At 72.7% G+C, this 15942-nt stretch carries 13 protein-coding genes and 1 other RNA gene; 11 read left to right on the forward strand and 3 right to left on the reverse strand.

Annotated elements, in window-relative coordinates:
- Genes BV453_RS03355 through BV453_RS03370 form a run of 4 tightly spaced genes read left to right on the forward strand, consistent with a single transcriptional unit; the run spans position 1 to position 3108 of the window.
- Positions 1-717, forward strand: a complete 717-nt coding sequence (locus BV453_RS03355) for an ATP-binding cassette domain-containing protein (RefSeq protein WP_249520881.1) — start codon at positions 1-3, stop codon at positions 715-717.
- A complete protein-coding gene (locus BV453_RS03360; RefSeq protein ID WP_126893322.1) occupies positions 714-1442 on the forward strand; it encodes an ABC transporter permease in 729 nt (242 codons plus the stop codon). Before BV453_RS03355 ends, BV453_RS03360 begins: the two co-directional genes overlap by 4 nt.
- Positions 1439-2170 (forward strand): hypothetical protein, encoded by a 732-nt coding sequence (locus tag BV453_RS03365; RefSeq protein WP_062765034.1) that lies wholly within the window; start codon positions 1439-1441, stop codon positions 2168-2170. The genes BV453_RS03360 and BV453_RS03365 overlap by 4 nt, the downstream gene beginning before the upstream one ends.
- Before the next feature lie 29 nt (positions 2171-2199).
- Entirely contained in the window at positions 2200-3108 is a 909-nt protein-coding gene (locus BV453_RS03370; protein WP_249520882.1) for a rhodanese-related sulfurtransferase, read from the forward strand.
- Between the two features lie 19 nt (positions 3109-3127).
- On the opposite strand, the gene BV453_RS03375 is transcribed toward BV453_RS03370, so the two are convergent.
- The 3 genes from BV453_RS03375 to BV453_RS03385 are packed head-to-tail and all read right to left on the reverse strand — an operon-like array spanning position 3128 to position 7569.
- Complete coding sequence (locus tag BV453_RS03375) at positions 3128-5392, reverse strand: DUF3488 and transglutaminase-like domain-containing protein (protein ID WP_249520883.1); 2265 nt, start codon at positions 5390-5392, stop codon at positions 3128-3130.
- Positions 5379-6569, reverse strand: a complete 1191-nt coding sequence (locus tag BV453_RS03380) for a DUF58 domain-containing protein (protein WP_249520884.1) — start codon at positions 6567-6569, stop codon at positions 5379-5381. Before BV453_RS03380 ends, BV453_RS03375 begins: the two co-directional genes overlap by 14 nt.
- Positions 6570-6579: 10 nt before the next feature.
- A complete protein-coding gene (locus BV453_RS03385; RefSeq protein ID WP_025104247.1) occupies positions 6580-7569 on the reverse strand; it encodes a MoxR family ATPase in 990 nt (329 codons plus the stop codon).
- Between the two features lie 116 nt (positions 7570-7685).
- Here BV453_RS03385 and ffs point away from each other — a divergent pair.
- The 7 genes from ffs (at position 7686) to BV453_RS03420 (ending at position 15905) form a co-directional block, all read left to right on the forward strand.
- Positions 7686-7782, forward strand: an RNA gene (gene ffs / locus BV453_RS03390) — signal recognition particle sRNA small type.
- A 48-nt stretch (positions 7783-7830) separates the two neighbouring features.
- Positions 7831-8439 carry a rhomboid family intramembrane serine protease gene (locus BV453_RS03395; RefSeq protein WP_249520885.1) on the forward strand — a complete coding sequence of 203 codons (609 nt, stop codon included), beginning with the start codon at positions 7831-7833 and terminating at the stop codon, positions 8437-8439.
- Positions 8436-9134, forward strand: a complete 699-nt coding sequence (locus tag BV453_RS03400) for a hypothetical protein (RefSeq protein WP_249520886.1) — start codon at positions 8436-8438, stop codon at positions 9132-9134. The genes BV453_RS03395 and BV453_RS03400 overlap by 4 nt, the downstream gene beginning before the upstream one ends.
- Before the next feature lie 62 nt (positions 9135-9196).
- Positions 9197-11326, forward strand: a complete 2130-nt coding sequence (gene pta / locus BV453_RS03405; protein WP_249520887.1) for a phosphate acetyltransferase — start codon at positions 9197-9199, stop codon at positions 11324-11326.
- Positions 11323-12543, forward strand: a complete 1221-nt coding sequence (locus BV453_RS03410) for an acetate/propionate family kinase (RefSeq protein WP_249520888.1) — start codon at positions 11323-11325, stop codon at positions 12541-12543. The genes pta and BV453_RS03410 overlap by 4 nt, the downstream gene beginning before the upstream one ends.
- A gap of 99 nt (positions 12544-12642) precedes the next feature.
- Positions 12643-13401 (forward strand): beta-phosphoglucomutase family hydrolase, encoded by a 759-nt coding sequence (locus BV453_RS03415; RefSeq protein ID WP_025104252.1) that lies wholly within the window; start codon positions 12643-12645, stop codon positions 13399-13401.
- Entirely contained in the window at positions 13398-15905 is a 2508-nt protein-coding gene (locus BV453_RS03420; protein ID WP_025104253.1) for a glycoside hydrolase family 65 protein, read from the forward strand. The genes BV453_RS03415 and BV453_RS03420 overlap by 4 nt, the downstream gene beginning before the upstream one ends.
- The last annotated feature ends 37 nt before the right edge of the window (positions 15906-15942 follow it).

Consider the following 15942-nt stretch of genomic DNA (forward strand, 5'->3'; position numbering starts at 1 on the left):
ATGAATCAGCACGCCATCGAGGTACGCGGCCTCACGAAGAGGTTCGGACGCCGCACCGCTGTCGAGGACCTGTCGTTCGCGGTGCCCCGCGGGGCGATCGTGGGGCTTCTCGGCCCGAACGGCGCGGGGAAGTCGACGACGCTGCGGGCGATCGTCGGTCTCGTGCGGCCGACCGACGGCGAGGCCGTGATCGACGGGGCGCCGTTCGGGGCGCTGGACAACCCGGCCGCGCACGTCGGCGTCCACATGGACGGGTTCGGCTTCGAGCCCGGCATCTCCGGGCGACGGCACCTGGAGATCTGCCGACTCGCAGCCGGTGCGCCGCGCGGCCGCGTCGACGAGGTGCTGGACGAGGTGGGCCTCGCCGCCGATGCGCGCCGTCGTGTGAAGACCTACTCGACGGGCATGGCGCAGCGGCTGGGCCTGGCCGCGGCGTTGATCGGTGCGCCGCGGACGCTCATCCTCGACGAGCCGGCCAACGGTCTCGACCCCGACGGCATCCGCTGGCTGCGCGGGTTCCTCCGCGGCTTCGCCGAACGGGGCGGCACGGTGCTCGTCTCCAGTCATCAGCTCTCCGAGCTCGAACAGGTCGTGGACGAGGTGGTCGTCATCAAACGACGCGCGCTCTTCGCCGGGAGGCTGGACGACCTCGTCACGGGCGGGGCCGACTCGCTCGAGAGCCGGTACTTCGATCTCGTCGAAGGAGCCCCCGCATGAGCGGCGTGATCCGGGGCGAACTGCTGCGCGCGGTGAGCGGGCTGTCGATCCTGGCCGTGTACCTCGTCGCGGTCCTCATGCCGGCCTTCGTGCTCTTCTCCGACGGCTCCCGTCTCGCGGTGGACGGCCTCGACGCGGGCGCGGCGACAGCCCGGCTGCTGGAGCCGCTCGCGTGGTCGGTCATCTCGGCGGCGTTCGTCGGCGCGTACCCCGTGACGCGGGAGTACTACTACGGCTCCATGGACCGGACGCTCACGGCGGTCGGGTTCCGCCGCGCCTTCCCGGGGAAGCTGGTCGCCGGCGTCGTCATCGCCCTCGCGCTGGCCGTGGTGGTCGTCCTGCTGTGGATGCTCGGCATCTCGGTCTTCCTCGCCCGGCACGGGCTCAGCCTCGTGTTCACGGCGGAGGCGGGGCGCATCGTCGCGGGGGCTCTGGGCGGCGTGGTCCTCGGCGCCCTCATCGGCGGAGCGATCGGCTGGATCACCCGGAACTACTACGCGACGGCGATCATCGTCCTCGTCTTCCCGATGGCGCTGGAGTTCGCGATGCTGCGGACGGCCCCCGAGATCGCGCGGTTCTCTCCCGGCATGGCCATCGCGGCGCTGAGCGTGCCGGAGTACCAGGGCCGACTGCTCGCCTTCGCGCCCGCCCTCGCCATCGGGACGGCGTGGGCGGTCGGCCTCGTCGCGCTCGCCGCCGTCCGGGGACGCCGGAGCGTCGCGTGATCGGTCGAGCGTTGCGGGCACAGGCGCGGGGCGCGGCCGGGGACGTCGTCCTCTTCGGGGTCGCGCTGGCGGCCTTCCTGCTGTCCCTCTCCCTGGCGACGAGCATCCCGGCGGAGCTCGCCGAGGCCCCGTCGGCGGCCCGGGAGGAGCTCGTCGCCCCCTTCGACGCCGTGCTCGCGACCTACGCCGGCATCCTCGCGGCCGTCTACGGCTCCTTCCGCTACACGATCGACCGGCGGGACGGCGTCGTCGCGCAGCGGCTGATGCTGGAGTCCCGGTGGGCGATGCTCGTCGTCCGCGTGCCCGCCGCGGCGCTGGGCGGCGCGGTCGTGGCGGTCGCCGCGGTGGTCGGCGGGCACACGGCGCTTCTCGTCACCCTGGGCGGCGTCCCCGTGCACGCGTCGGCCGTCGCGTCGGCTGTCGCCCTCGGTGCGGCCGCGGCGCTGTGGGGTCTGGGGGTCGGCATCGTCGTGCAGGCGCATCTCGCGGCGCTCTTCGTCGCCGCCCTCTCGATGGGGGTGGGCCTCCTCGCGGCGATGTTCTGGAGCGCCGGCGCCGTCTATCTGCCGCTTCCCGCCCTGCTCGACGCCTTCCGGTTCGACGTGGCCGCCCTGGGCATCCCCGCGGGCGAGGGGCTCGGGCCCGCGGCGGTGCCGATCGCGGCGGGCTGGATCCTGCTCGCGGTCGGGGCGGGAGCGGTGGTGTTCCTGCGGCGGGACGTGAGCTAGCGCGACGGGGGGCGACGTAGGATTCCTGGGTGGCCACCCCCAAGATCGTCCTCTTCTACGCGTTCACCCCGCTCGCCGATCCGGAGGCCATCCGCGTCTGGCAGCGTGACCTCGGCGAGGCGCTGGCGCTGCGCGGACGGCTCCTGATCTCGTCGCACGGCGTCAACGGCACACTGGGCGGGGACCTCCCGGCTCTGAAGAAGTGGGCGCGTTCGTTCCGCTCCTACGCCCCTTTCCGGGACACCGACATCAAGTGGAGCGAGGGCACCGGACTGGACGAGGCGGGCCGCAGCCTCGATTTCCCGAAGCTGAGCGTGAAGGTGCGCGACGAGATCGTGTCGTTCGGCGCCCCGGACGAGCTGCGGGTCGACGCGCACGGCGTCGTCGGCGGAGGGGCGCGCCTCACCCCCGACGAGCTGCACGCCCTGGTCGCCGAGCGCGGGGACGAGGTCGTGTTCTTCGACGGCCGGAACGCGCTGGAGGCGGAGATCGGACGCTTCCGCGGCGCCGTCGTGCCGGACACCGAGACCACCAGGGACTTCGTGCGTCTGCTCGACTCCGGCGTGTACGACGACCTGAAGGGCAAGCCCGTCGTCACCTACTGCACCGGGGGCATCCGCTGCGAGGTGCTGTCGAGCCTCATGGTGTCCCGCGGCTTCGGTGAGGTCTACCAGCTCGAGGGCGGGATCGTCCGCTATGGCGAGACCTATGGCGACGACGGCCTCTGGGACGGATCGCTCTACGTCTTCGACGGGCGCGGATCCGTCGACTTCTCGGACCACGCGCGGGTGATCGGCGTCTGCGCGGGATGCGGGGCGGCGACGAAGCGCACCGCGAACTGCCCCGACCCCTCCTGCCGGGCGCAGTTCGTCGTCTGTGCGGACTGCGACGCGGTCGCCTGCCCGACGCACGCGGAGCCGTCCGCCGCGCACCTCTGACCGCGGCGCCTGCCGACCGTCAGACCAGGAGTCGGGAGTCGGAACCCCGCGGCGCATAGAGCGACCGCGGCAACAGCAGCGCCTCGGCCCGAGTCCCCCCGGCGACGTGCGCGCGGAGGCTGACGAGCACGGCCCGCAGGGGGACGGCGAGGTCGTCGGCAGCGGCGGACGTGCGCGCATAGTTCGCGCGCTCCACCGCCGTGACCAACCGGCCCAACGCGGCCTCGTCCGCACCTGCCTCCCTGACGAGCCCGGCGGCACGTATCCGCGGGCTCTCCGCGTCCGAGACGGGGATCCGGAGGTCGATCAGGGTGTCTCGCAGCTCCGCCCACGCCGCGGCGGCGTCTCCGTGGGCGGCGCGACGCATCCGGAGGCGCCGCTCGAGGAGCCGGACGACGGCGGGGAGGAGGAGCACGATCACGACACCGAGTGTCGTGAGGAGGACCGGCGTCGGGTCGAGTCGGCGCAGCTCCCCGGAGTCCGTCGAGCCGGCATCCGCATCCCTCCGGTCGACCTCCGGCCCGGAGGTCTCCTCGGTCTGCGGAGCCGTCGTGGGTGCGGGGGTCGCCGGGCCGCTGCTGCTCCCGGCACCGGTGGTGCCGGCACGGAAGGCCGTGGGGACACCGAGCGAGGCGGTCGGCTCGAAAGGCACCCAGCCGATGCCGGGGAACAGCACCTCGGGCCAGGAGTGCAGCTGGTCGCTCGACACCGAGAAGATCGACTCGTCACCGCGCTTCTCGTCGGTGGGCGAACCGGGGAGGTATCCGACCACGATCCGCACCTGCATGCCCAGGCTCTCGGCCATGAGCGCGAAGGAGCCGGCGAAGTGCACGCAATATCCGGAGCGTTCCTCGAGGAATCGCGCCACGGCGTCGGCGCCGGTGCCGTCGAAGCCCTCGTCGACCGGCGTCTCCAGCGAGTACTCGAACTGCGACCGGAACCAGTCCTGCAGCGCGACGAGCCGGTCGTAGTCGGTCTCCTCGTCCGCGGTCACCTCGGCCGCGAGCTCGGGGATGATGGCCGGGAGCTCCACCTCCTCGTCCTGGTCCGTCTCGCGGGGCGGGGCCGCTTCCGTCGCACGGATCTGCTCCAGCGTCGGCGTCACGCGGAGCGAGGTCACGGTGTAGTCGTTGCCGACCGCGTCGGCGCGGCGGGAGAACAACGTGCGGTTCTCGGGCGAGACGCGCCACGCCGCGCTGAGCCCCTGCACGTCCGTGGCCGGATACGGCACGGGCAGCCAGGAGCTCGACATCCGCAGCACCCGGATCGAGGTCGTCTGCTCGGCGGCGGTCACGTCCTCGCTCCACTCCGCGTCGCCGAACCCGTCCGCCTGGGACTGGAGGTCGCCGCGGTCCGGCTGCCAGACGCGGCCGTCGAACCGGGAGAGCGTCGTGAGGCGGAGGTAGGGAGCGGTATCCGCCTCGGTGGCCACCGTCAGCACCTCGACCGGACTCGGCTGTCGGAGGTCGTCGCCCAGGCGCAGGGAGGCGTCGACCGTGACGCCGACCCCGGTCCCGGCGATGCTGGACGCGACCGGGAGCAGCGGGGTCACGAGGAGCGTGGTCGCGATGGCGGCCGCGCCGACGGGGACCGCGACACCCGCCGAGGCGCGGCGCGGGGACTCGGGGTGCCGTCGCGCCGTGACCCGGAACAGGAGGAGGGCCACGACCGCCGCGATGGCGAACCAGGCCACGTTCGGCGGTCCCAGCGTCACGATCATCGGCACCGCGCCGACGGCCCCCAGCAGGACGGTGGCGAGGACGGCGGCCCGGTGGGCGAGGAGGTGGTCGAGCAGGATCGCGACGAGGGCGAAGCCCGCACCCAGGGCGGCCGCGAGCCCGGGGGAGGCCTCCAGCGGAGCCGAGCCGAACACGATCTCCTGGACCGCTGCGGAGCCGAGGGCCTGGAACAGCGTGAGCGTGTCGGACGTCGGCACCACCCCCGCGACGGCGGTGTCTCCCGCGAGGAGCAGGGTGAGGAGACCGACAGCCACGAGGAGCTGCGCGAGCAGGACGGCCAGCCCGACGACGGTCGCAGGACGGTCGCGCAGCAGATGCCGTACGAGCATGCCGGCGCCGATCACCGCGACGACGACGAGGGTCACGACGAACGACCAGACCCCGGGGGCGATGACCGCGGTGAAGGGCCAGAGCGCGGTGAGTGCGGCGAGGGCGGCGAGGGCACCGAGGGGGAGGATCCCGGCCGGCTCCTCGCGATCGCGGTGCCAGCGCGGGCGGGTGCCGGTGGGCACGGCGGCGGGCCGCGGCCGCTCATCCCGGAACATCGACGGCTCCCGTCCGTGCCGAGAGCGCGTCGTCCCAGGCCTCGGCGACGTCGGTGCCCAGTCGCGCCACGGTCCAGCCGTGCTGTCGGGCGGCCTCCTCGGCGCCCGGCAGCGGGTCGGTGCTGAAAAGGAGCGGTGCGGCGGCGCCGGCGGGGCGGAGCAGCGCGGCGTCCTCCTCGTCCAGTCGGCCGGTCACGTAGACGAGCGGTCCGGGCGGTGTCCCGCCGAGCAGGGCGACGAGGTCGCGACGCTCGCCGCGCGGCGTGACCATCGCCAGCGCGACCAGCAGGCCGTCCCGGTCGTCCTCGTGTCCGCGGAGGGCACCGAGGAGCGTGCCCGCGCTGTCCAGGACGTCGACGCTGTATCCCTCGGCGGCGAGATGGAGGGCGGCGGATGCGCACAGCGAGACCGCGGCCTCGAACGTCGGATCGATCTCCTCGGCATTCGCGGTCCACCCGCTGCCCGAGCGGTCGAGAACGACGACGGCGTCCGGGCTCGACTCCTCCTCCTCCTGCCGGACCATGAGCTCTCCGCGGTGCGCGGTCGCCCTCCAGTGGATGCGGCGCATCGAGTCGCCGGGCGCGTATCCGCGGGGCGAGAGGTTGTCGCTGCCCTGGCCGAGCCGGGTGGAGGAGGTGTGCGCCGTGCCGCCCGCCGCGCCGATGCGGACGGCGAGCGGGGTCAGCGCGAAGACCTCCGGGACCACCGTGATCGTCCGCGTGTCGCCGAACGCCTGCTCCCGCTGCGCCAGACCGAACGGATCGACGGTGCGCAGCAGGAGCGGCCCCAGGGGCCAGACGCCGCGACGGACGCCGGTGACGAGGTAGCTGAGCCGCGGGGTGTCGGCGGGGTATTCGCCTCCCGAGTCGCCGGTGACGGCGGAGGGGAGGACATCGTGCCACAGCCCGTGCGGCACCCGGAGGGCCCGGAGCGTGAAGCGGACCGTCACGCGCGAGGTCTCCGAGACCGTGAGGAGGTCGGTCGAGATCTGCCGGGTGACCGTTCCGGAGCGGCGGGGGAGGCGGACGGCGAGAGCCGCGAACAGCGTGAGCGCGGCCAGCAGGACCCCGAGGTACAGCAGGATCCGCGCACCGAGGATGTTGGCCGCGATCACGCATCCGAGCGCGGCGATGAGCGCACCGGTGCCGCGCGGCGTGAGCAGTCGACGTCGGCGCATGGCGGTGTCCTCAGGAGCGGGTCGCGACGGGCACGCGCACGCGCTCCGCGATCTGGGTGAGCGCCGCCTCGACCGGCTGGGCACCCGCCCGATGCGCGCCGCGGGCGGGGAGCAGCCGATGGGCGAACACGGGGATCAGCAGGTCCGTGATGTCATCCGGGATGACGTAGTCGCGGCCGTCCAGCGCGGCCCAGACCTTCGCCGCGCGGACGAGCTGCAGCGTGGCCCGCGGGCTGGCGCCGAGGTGCAGGCTCGGGTCGGTGCGGGTGGCCTGGGCGAGGGCGACGGCGTACTCCTCGAGTGCGGGCGCCACGTGCACGGCCCGGGCCCAGGCGATGAGCTGCGAGATCGCGGTGGCGTCCGCGACCGGGGTCACGGTCGCCAGCGGGTTCACGACGTCACGCTGCCGCAGCATGAGGGCCTCGGCCGCGGGGTCGGGGTAGCCCATCGAGATGCGCATCATGAACCGGTCGCGCTGCGCCTCGGGGAGCGCGTAGGTGCCCTCCATCTCCAGCGGGTTCTGCGTGGCGACGACGAGGAACGGGTCGGGCAGCCGATGCGTGGAGCCGTCGACCGTGACCTGCCCCTCCTCCATGGCCTCCAGGAGTGCGGACTGGGTCTTGGGGGAGGAACGGTTGATCTCGTCGGCGATGACGATGTGGGCGAAGACGGCGCCGCGCTTGAACTCGAACTCGCGATCGACGGGGTTGTAGACCGAGACCCCCGTGACGTCGCCGGGCAGGAGGTCAGGGGTGAACTGGATGCGCCGGACGGTGGCGTCGACGGTCGCGGCGAGGGCGCGGGCCAGCATCGTCTTCCCGACGCCGGGCACGTCCTCGATGAGCAGATGGCCTTCGGCGAGCAGGCAGACGAGGGCGCTGCGCACGGCCTCGGGCTTCCCGTCGATCACCTGGCTGATCGAGCCGAGGATGGCCGCGGTCCGGGCGGCGAATCCGTCGGCGTCGATCGCGACCGGGCTCAGGGGGGCGTTCTCTGGCATGCGTTCCCTCTCGTCCGGCGCAACGATGCGCCTGCATCGATCGTACGCTCCGCACGGCCCGCGGGACCATGCCGGGCTGCGGTCGTCGGGTCCCGTCGGCGTCGGGTAGAGTGGACGACGGCTCTCCGCGTGGCGGCATCCAGGCCAATTCCCCCAGGGCGGAAACGCAGCAAGGGTAACCGGGCTCTGCTGGGTGCGCGGAGGGTCTTTTCTTTTGCCCGCGTCCAGCCGGCCGCAGGGTGCGCCTGCGAGAATCGAGCGGTGACCGTTCCTCCGCCGGCCAGGCCCGAGCATCCGCTGCGGCGATTCGCGTCGCCCGTGCTCCTGCTCGCGGCGATGTGGGCGGTGCAGTTCGCGGACGCGGTGCTGCCGGGCTCCTTCAGCGGCCTCGGCATCCGCTCGTGGGATCCTGGGGGACTCCTGGGGATCGTCTTCGCCCCGCTGCTGCACGCGAGCTGGGCGCATCTGATCGCGAACTCCGTGCCGTTCCTCGTGCTCGGCTGCCTGGTCGCGGTCGAGGGCACGCGCCGGTTCTGGGCCGTCACCGTGATCGTCGCGGTCGTCGGCGGGCTCGGGACCTGGCTCGTGAACGCCCCCGGCACGCTGACCGTGGGCGCCTCCGGGCTCGTGTTCGGGTACTTCGGCTACGTGGTGATGCGGGTGTTCGCCCCCGGCCGCGTGTCGCACCGCATCCTCTACGCGGTGATCGCCGTCGTCGTGATCGGCCTGTACGGCGGCACCATGCTGGCCGGGGTGTTCGGCGTCGCGGACGGCGTGTCCTGGCAGGGCCATCTGTTCGGCGCCATCGGGGGCGGTGGGGCCGCGCTCGCCGGACGGCGTCCCGACCGGCGCCGCGCCGTCGGACGATGACGGCTCCGCGCACGAGGAGGACGACGGGGACGCGGACCACGTCGACCCGGCGGCCCGCCGCGTCGCGCGAGGCCGCCAACCGCCGACGCCGCGAGGCGCGTCGTCGCGCCGCCCGGCGTGCACAGCGGAAGCGGATCCTGCGCCGCGTCGCCGTGTCCGCCGCCGTGGTGGCCGCGGGGGCGGCGCTGCTCGTGCTCATCCCGCTGGGGCTGGCGAGGGATCCGGCGCCGGTCTGCCTCGACCGTCCGTCGACCTTCCCCCAGGCGGGCGTCGCCGGATGGAGCGGCGAACAGCTCGAGAACGCCGCGACCATCATCCGCACCGCCGACGAGCTCGGGTTCGCGCGGGACGGCCAGATCCTCGGCGTCATGACCGCGATGGGCGAGAGCAGCCTGCGCAACATCGACTACGGGGACTGGGAGACGCGCGGCTGGACCAATCCGGATGGATCGCGCACGACGAGCATCGGCCTCTTCCAGCAGCAGGAGTGGTGGGGGAGCGCGGAGCAGCGGATGGATCCCGCCACCGCGGCCCGCCTGTTCTTCGAGCGCCTGGCCCGGGTCCCCGACTGGCGGTCGATGGCGCCCTCGCACGCCATCCACCGGGTGCAGGTGAACACGGACCGGGACTACTACACGCGATACCAGGAGGATGCCACGGCCGTCGTCGACGTGCTGTCCGGCCCGTGCGAGTGACGCGCGCGTTTGTCACGGCAGCGGCGGGGTGCGGTGTCGGGGTGCCCGCCTAAGCTGGAGCCGTGTCGCGGAGCATCTACATCACCTCGGCCGAAGGCCACACCGGGAAGTCGACGATCGCCCTCGGGGTGCTCGATGCGCTGATGCGCGTGTCGCCGCGCGTGGGCGTGTTCCGCCCGATCGCCCGCGCGGTCGCCGAGCGCGACGAGATCCTCGAGCTGCTGCTCGCCCACGACGGCGTCCAGCTCGACTACGAGGACTGCATCGGCGTCACCTACGACGACGTGCGCGCCGACCCCGAGGGCGCGCTGTCGACCATCGTCGCGCGCTTCAAGGCCGTCGAGGCGCAGTGCGACGCCGTCGTCATCGTCGGCAGCGACTACACCGACGTCGCGAGCCCCGCCGAACTCGGCTTCAACGCCCGGATCGCGGCGAACCTCGGAGCCCCCGTCCTGCTCGTGCTGAGCGGACGCGACCAGCAGCGGCAGGCCGAGCAGCTCGGCACGACCACCGCGCGGGAGGCCGCCGCCGTCGGCCAGATCGCCGCCCTGGCGCTGCCGGAACTCGCCGAGGAGCGCGCGGAGCTGTTCGCGGTGGCCGTGAACAGGGCCGACCCCGACGGGCTCGACGCCATCGTCGACGCGGTGCGGGCCGTCGTCCCTGCCGGCACCCCGGTCTGGGCGCTGCCCGAGGATCGAGCGCTCGTCGCGCCGTCCATCCGCGGCATCGTGTCGGCCGTCGACGGCACGCTGCTCAAGGGCGACGAGGATCGTCTGACCGCGGTCGCGCTGTCGATCGTCGTGGCCGGCATGTCGATGGTGAACGTCCTGCCGCGCCTCACCGACGAGGCCGTGGTCGTGATCCCCGCAGACCGCACCGAGGTGCTGCTCGCCGCCCTCCTCGCCGACTCCTCCGGCACGTTCCCGCGGATCGCCGGGATCATCCTCAACGGGCCGTTCCCGCTGCCGGACCCGATCCTCCAGCTGCTCGACGGCTTCGCCTCCTCGGTGCCGATCATCACCACCGACCTCGGCACCTACGACACGGCGGTGCGGGTGATGGGCACCCGCGGCCGCATCTCCGCCGACTCGCGCGGTCGCTACGACCGGGCGCTCGGACTCTTCCAGGCGCACGTCGACGTGGCCGAGCTCACCGAGCAGCTCGGGCTCGCGGAGGCGCACGTCGTCACGCCGCTCATGTTCCAGTACGGCCTGATGGAACGCGCGCGGTCCGACCGCCGCCACATCGTCCTCCCCGAGGGCGACGACGACCGCATCCTCCGGGCGGCGGCGGCGCTGCTGTCCCGCGAGGTGGCGGAGCTGACGATCCTCGGCGACGACGGGGCGATCCGCGCGCGGGCGGCGGAACTCGGCCTCGACATCGCCGGCGCGCACGTGGTGAGTCCCACCGACCCAGAGCTCGTGGAGCGCTTCGCCGCCGAGTACGCCCGGCTGCGCGCCCACAAGGGGATCACGTTCGCGCAGGCCGCGGACACCGTCACCGACGTCTCCTACTTCGGGACGATGATGGTGCACCTCGGGCTCGCCGACGGCATGGTCTCCGGTGCCGCGCACACCACGGCGCACACGATCCGGCCGTCCTTCGAGATCATCAAGACGAAGCCGGGGGTGAACGTCGTCTCCAGCGTGTTCCTCATGGCCCTCGCCGACCGCGTGCTCGTGTACGGCGACTGCGCGGTCATCCCCGATCCCACGGCCGAGCAGCTCGCCGACATCGCGATCTCGTCCGCCACCACCGCCCGGCAGTTCGGCATCGACCCCCGCGTGGCGATGCTGTCGTACTCCACCGGCGAGTCCGGGTCAGGGGCCGACGTCGACAAGGTCAGGGCGGCGACGGCGCTCGTGCGCGAGCGCGCTCCCGAACTCCTCGTGGAGGGGCCCATCCAGTACGACGCCGCCGCCGACGCGGCGGTCGCCAAGGCGAAGCTGCCGGACTCGGCGGTGGCGGGGCGGGCGACCGTGTTCGTCTTCCCCGACCTCAACACCGGCAACAACACCTACAAGGCGGTGCAGCGCTCCGCCGGCGCCGTGGCCATCGGTCCGGTGCTGCAGGGGCTGAACAGACCGATCAACGACCTGTCCCGCGGCGCGCTCGTCGACGACATCGTGAACACGGTGGCCATCACGGCGATCCAGGCCCAGGGCGACGAGCGAGCGGGGGAGGAGGCATGAGCGCGATCCTCGTCATCAACAGCGGGTCGTCCTCGCTGAAGTACAGCCTCATCGACACGGCGCACGAGGACGAGCTCGCCAGCGGGCTCATCGAGCGCATCGGGCAGGACTCCAGCCCCGTCGCCCACACCGTGCGCCCGGAGCCGGGTGACGGACCGTCGGCGACGATGCTCGACGCCACCTACCGCGACGAACAGTCCATCCCCGACCACGCCGCCGCCTTCGAGGTCATGCGCGCGCAGTTCGCCGCGCATGGCCCCTCCCTCGAGGCGCATCCCCCGGTCGCGGTCGGGCATCGGGTCGTGCACGGTGGTGCGCGCTTCTACGCGCCGACCCTGATCGACGCCGACGTCGAGCGGCAGATCGACGAGCTCGCCGTGCTCGCGCCGCTGCACAATCCGGCGAACCTCGCCGGCATCCGGGCGGCTCGCGCCGTGTTCGACAGCGTCCCGCACGTGGCGGTGTTCGACACCGCGTTCCACCAGACGCTGCCGCCGGCGGCCTACACCTACGCGATCGATGCGGCGCTCGCCGCCGAGCACCGGGTCCGTCGGTACGGATTCCACGGCACGAGCCACCAGTACGTCAGCGAGACCGCCGCGCGTTTCCTCGGGCGCGACCTCGGGACCCTCCGGCAGCTCGTGTTCCACCTCGGCAACGGCGCGTCGGTCACCGCGATCGACGGGGGTCGCTCGGTCGAGACCTCGATGGGCCTCACGCCGCTCGAGGGCCTCGTCATGGGCACGCGGTCGGGCGACATCGACCCGGCCGCTCTCGTGCACCTGTCCCGCCGCGCCGGCTACACCATCGACGACCTCGATGCGCTGCTGAACACCCGCAGCGGACTGGCGGGACTCGCCGGACGCAGCGACATGCGCGACATCCTCGCGGGCGTCGCCGCGGGGGAGGCGGCCGCGACGCTGGCCTTCGACGTGTACGTCCACCGTCTGAGGGCCTACGCCGGCGCGTACATCGCGCAGCTCGGCGGGGTCGACGTCGTGTCCTTCACCGCGGGCGTCGGGGAGAATGCGGCGCCCGTGCGGGCGGCGGCGATGGCGACGCTCGGCTTCGCGGGGATCGAGATCGACCCGGCCCGCAACGAGGCGAAGGAGCGCGGCGTCCGCGTCATCTCGACGGACGCCTCGGCCGTGATGGTCCTCGTCGTCCCCACCGACGAGGAGCTCCAGATCGCCAGGCAGACCGCCGAACTGCTCTGATCGCGGTCCGGGGTTACCCCGCGCGCGCCACCGCCATTACGCTTGCACAGTGGCACGGAGAGGTGCCGACCCGACCCTCGTCCTTCTCCTGGAGGCTCTGTGCCAGACGCGCTGCCCGACCTGTTCCACGCCGACGGTGTGCTGTTCGACCTCGACGGCGTCCTCACGCCGACCGCCGAGGTGCATATGCGCGCCTGGAAGGCGGTCTTCGATGACGTCTTCGCCCGCTGGGACATCACGCCGCCGTACACCGACGAGGACTACTTCGCCTACGTCGACGGCAAGAAGCGCTACGACGGCGTCGCGAGCCTGCTGCGCAGCCGCAACGTCGAGGTGCCCTGGGGCTCGGTGGACGACGACCCGTCCGCCGAGACCATCTGCGGGATCGGCAACCGCAAGAACGCCGCGTTCGCGGCGTCGCTCCGCAGCCAGGGCATCGCTCCGTTCCCCGGCTCCCTCGCCGTGGTCGAGGCGCTGCACGCCGCGGGGATCCCGCTCGGTGTCGTCTCCAGCTCCAAGAACGCCGAGGAGGTGCTGGCGGCCGCCGGCATCCGGTCCTTCTTCCGCGTCGTGATCGACGGCGTCGTCGCCGAGCGCGAGCACCTCGCCTCCAAGCCCGCGGCCGACATGTTCGCCGCCGGCGCCACGGCCCTCGGCGTCGACCCGGCCCGCAGCATCGCCGTCGAGGACGCCACCTCCGGCGCCGCTTCGGCCGCCGCCGCCGGATACGCCGTCGTCATCGGCGTCGACCGCGGCGCCGGCGCCGACGCACTCCGCGCCGCCGGCGCGACCCACGTCGTCGACGACCTCGGCGTCCTGCTTCCCGCCGCCCGCACCGACACCCCGGAGACCGCATGATCGACCGCGACCGCTTCCCCGTCGACCCGTGGCGTCTCATCGAGACGCGCTACTCGGAGGAGGGCGTCGGCGAGACGCTGTTCTCGGTCGGCAACGGCTACCTCGGGCTCCGGGGCAACCACATCGAGGGGCGCGGCGCGCAGGAGCACGGCACCTTCATCAACGGCCTGCACGAGACATGGCCGATCCGGCACGCCGAGCAGGCCTACGGCTTCGCCGAGGTCGGCCAGACGATCGTCAACGCCCCCGACGCCAAGGTGATGCGGCTCTACGTCGACGACGAGCCGATCTCCCTCGACGACGCGGACGTGCGCGAGTATGCCCGCACGCTCGACATGCGCACGGGTGTGCTGGAACGGCGCGTCGTCTGGGAGACCCCGTCCGGCAAGCGGGTACGCATGCGGGATCAGCGTCTCGTGAGCTTCGAGGAGCGCCACCTCGCCGTGCTGCGGCTCGAGGTCGTGGTCGAGAACGCCAACGCCCCGGTCACGATCAGCTGCCAGCTGCTCAACCGTCAGGACGGGGCGGGCGTCTACGCCGGCTCCCCGATGACGACCAAGGGCGCCGCCTTCGACCCGCGCAAGGCCGAGCGCATCGCGGACCGCGTGCTGGAGCCGGCGGAGCACTGGCAGGACGGGCTGCGCTCCGCGCTGTCGTACCGGGTCGCCGCGTCCGGGATGACCGTCGCCGTCGTCGCCGATCACATCATCGAGACGGAGAACGACTACAACGTCCGGACGCTCATCGAGCCGGACATCGCCAAGAACGTCTTCCGCGTCCAGGCGAAGGCCGGCGTCCCCATCACGATCACCAAGCTCGTCAGCTACCACTCGTCCCGCGGCGTGCCCCCGCGGGAGCTCGTCGACCGCTGCCGTCGCTCTCTCGACCGGGCAGCGGACGAGGGCGTGGAGACGGTCTTCCGTCGTCAGCGCGAGTGGCTCGACGCGTTCTGGGAGCGCAGCGACGTGCAGATCGGCGGGCGCGACGACCTGCAGCAGGCCACCCGGTGGTGCCTGTTCCAGCTCGCTCAGGCCTCGGCCAGGGCGGACGGCGCCGGCGTCCCCGCGAAGGGACTCACCGGCTCCGGCTACAGCGGCCACTACTTCTGGGACACCGAGATCTACGTGCTCCCGTTCCTCACCTACACGACGCCGCGCTGGGCGTACAACGCTCTCCGGGCCCGGGTGAAGATGCTCCCCGCGGCGCGCCGCCGGGCCGCTCAGCTCAACGAGGCCGGAGCGCTCTTCCCGTGGCGCACGATCAACGGCGAGGAGGCCTCGGCGTACTACGCCGCCGGCACCGCGCAGTACCACATCAACGCCGACATCAGCTTCGCGCTCGGCAAGTACGTGCGGGCGACCGGGGACGAGGCCTTCCTGCGGCGCGAGGGCGCCGACGTCGCGATCGAGACCGCGCGGCTCTGGGCCACCCTCGGCTTCTGGCGGGGATCGCGGCTCGTGGAGCAGTCCGGCGCCGGCGACGGCCTCCAGACGTTCCACATCCACGGCGTCACCGGCCCGGACGAGTACACGACCGTCGTGAACGACAACCTGTACACGAACGTCATGGCGCGGTACAACCTCCGGTACGCGGCCAAGGTCGTGCGGGAGATCCGCGACAGCTACCCCGAGGACTACGCGGCCCTCGTCGAGCGCACGGGCCTCGGCTCCGGTGAGGCGGAGTCCTGGGAGCGGGCCGCGGAGGCGATGTACATCCCGTACAGCGAGAGCCTCGGCATCCACCCGCAGGATTCGCTGTTCCTGGAGCGGGAGGTCTGGGACCTCGCGAACACCCCGGCCGACCAGCGCCCGCTGCTGCTGCACTTCCACCCGCTCGTGATCTACCGCTTCCAGGTGCTCAAGCAGGCCGACGTCGTGCTGGCGCTGTTCCTCCAGGGCAACCACTTCTCGCCCGAGGAGAAGAAGGCCGACTTCGACTACTACGACCCGCTGACGACGGGCGACTCGACCCTCTCGGCGGTCGTGCAGTCGATCCTCGCGGCCGAGGTGGGCTATCAGGACCTCGCGCAGAAGTACTTCGAGCAGTCGCTGTTCGTCGATCTGCACGACCTGCACCACAACGCGGCGGACGGCGTGCACGTGGCCTCGGCCGGTGGCGTGTGGACGGCCCTCGTCTGCGGCTTCGGCGGCATGCGCGACTACGGCGGCGACCTCAGCTTCGACCCGCGGCTCCCCGAGTCCTGGCCGTCGTTGTCGTTCCCGCTGCAGTGGCAGGGGACGGCGATGCAGGTGACCGTCACGCGGCACGAGCTGCGCGTCGAGGTACGCAGCGGACCTCCGGTGCCGTTCAGCGTGCGGGACAACGCGTACATCGCGACGCTGGAGGACGAGGTCATCGTCCCGCTCGCGAACCAGGGACCCGTGATCCCCGGACGCCCGACCCTGCAGGAGTTCGCCGACGCCCGCCGCGACGACGGCACGCGGCTTTCGGCCTCGGTCCCGGTGATCACGAGCGCGATCCCCGTCATCGAGAACCTCGACTGACCGCCGACCCACCCCTCTGCGTGCGTCCCACCCCGTT

The organism is Microbacterium sp. ER1 (assembly GCF_023383675.1).
Classification (GTDB): domain Bacteria; phylum Actinomycetota; class Actinomycetes; order Actinomycetales; family Microbacteriaceae; genus Microbacterium.

Coding starts and splice junctions, on each gene's coding strand:
- BV453_RS03355 (WP_249520881.1), top strand. CDS start 1: ATGAATCAGCACGCCATCGAGGTACGCGGCCTCACGAAGAGGTTCGGA.
- BV453_RS03360 (WP_126893322.1), top strand. CDS start 714: ATGAGCGGCGTGATCCGGGGCGAACTGCTGCGCGCGGTGAGCGGGCTG.
- BV453_RS03375 (WP_249520883.1), bottom strand. CDS start 5,392: ATGTTCCGGGATGAGCGGCCGCGGCCCGCCGCCGTGCCCACCGGCACC.
- BV453_RS03380 (WP_249520884.1), bottom strand. CDS start 6,569: ATGCGCCGACGTCGACTGCTCACGCCGCGCGGCACCGGTGCGCTCATC.
- BV453_RS03385 (WP_025104247.1), bottom strand. CDS start 7,569: ATGCCAGAGAACGCCCCCCTGAGCCCGGTCGCGATCGACGCCGACGGA.
- BV453_RS03400 (WP_249520886.1), top strand. CDS start 8,436: ATGACGGCTCCGCGCACGAGGAGGACGACGGGGACGCGGACCACGTCG.
- BV453_RS03410 (WP_249520888.1), top strand. CDS start 11,323: ATGAGCGCGATCCTCGTCATCAACAGCGGGTCGTCCTCGCTGAAGTAC.
- BV453_RS03420 (WP_025104253.1), top strand. CDS start 13,398: ATGATCGACCGCGACCGCTTCCCCGTCGACCCGTGGCGTCTCATCGAG.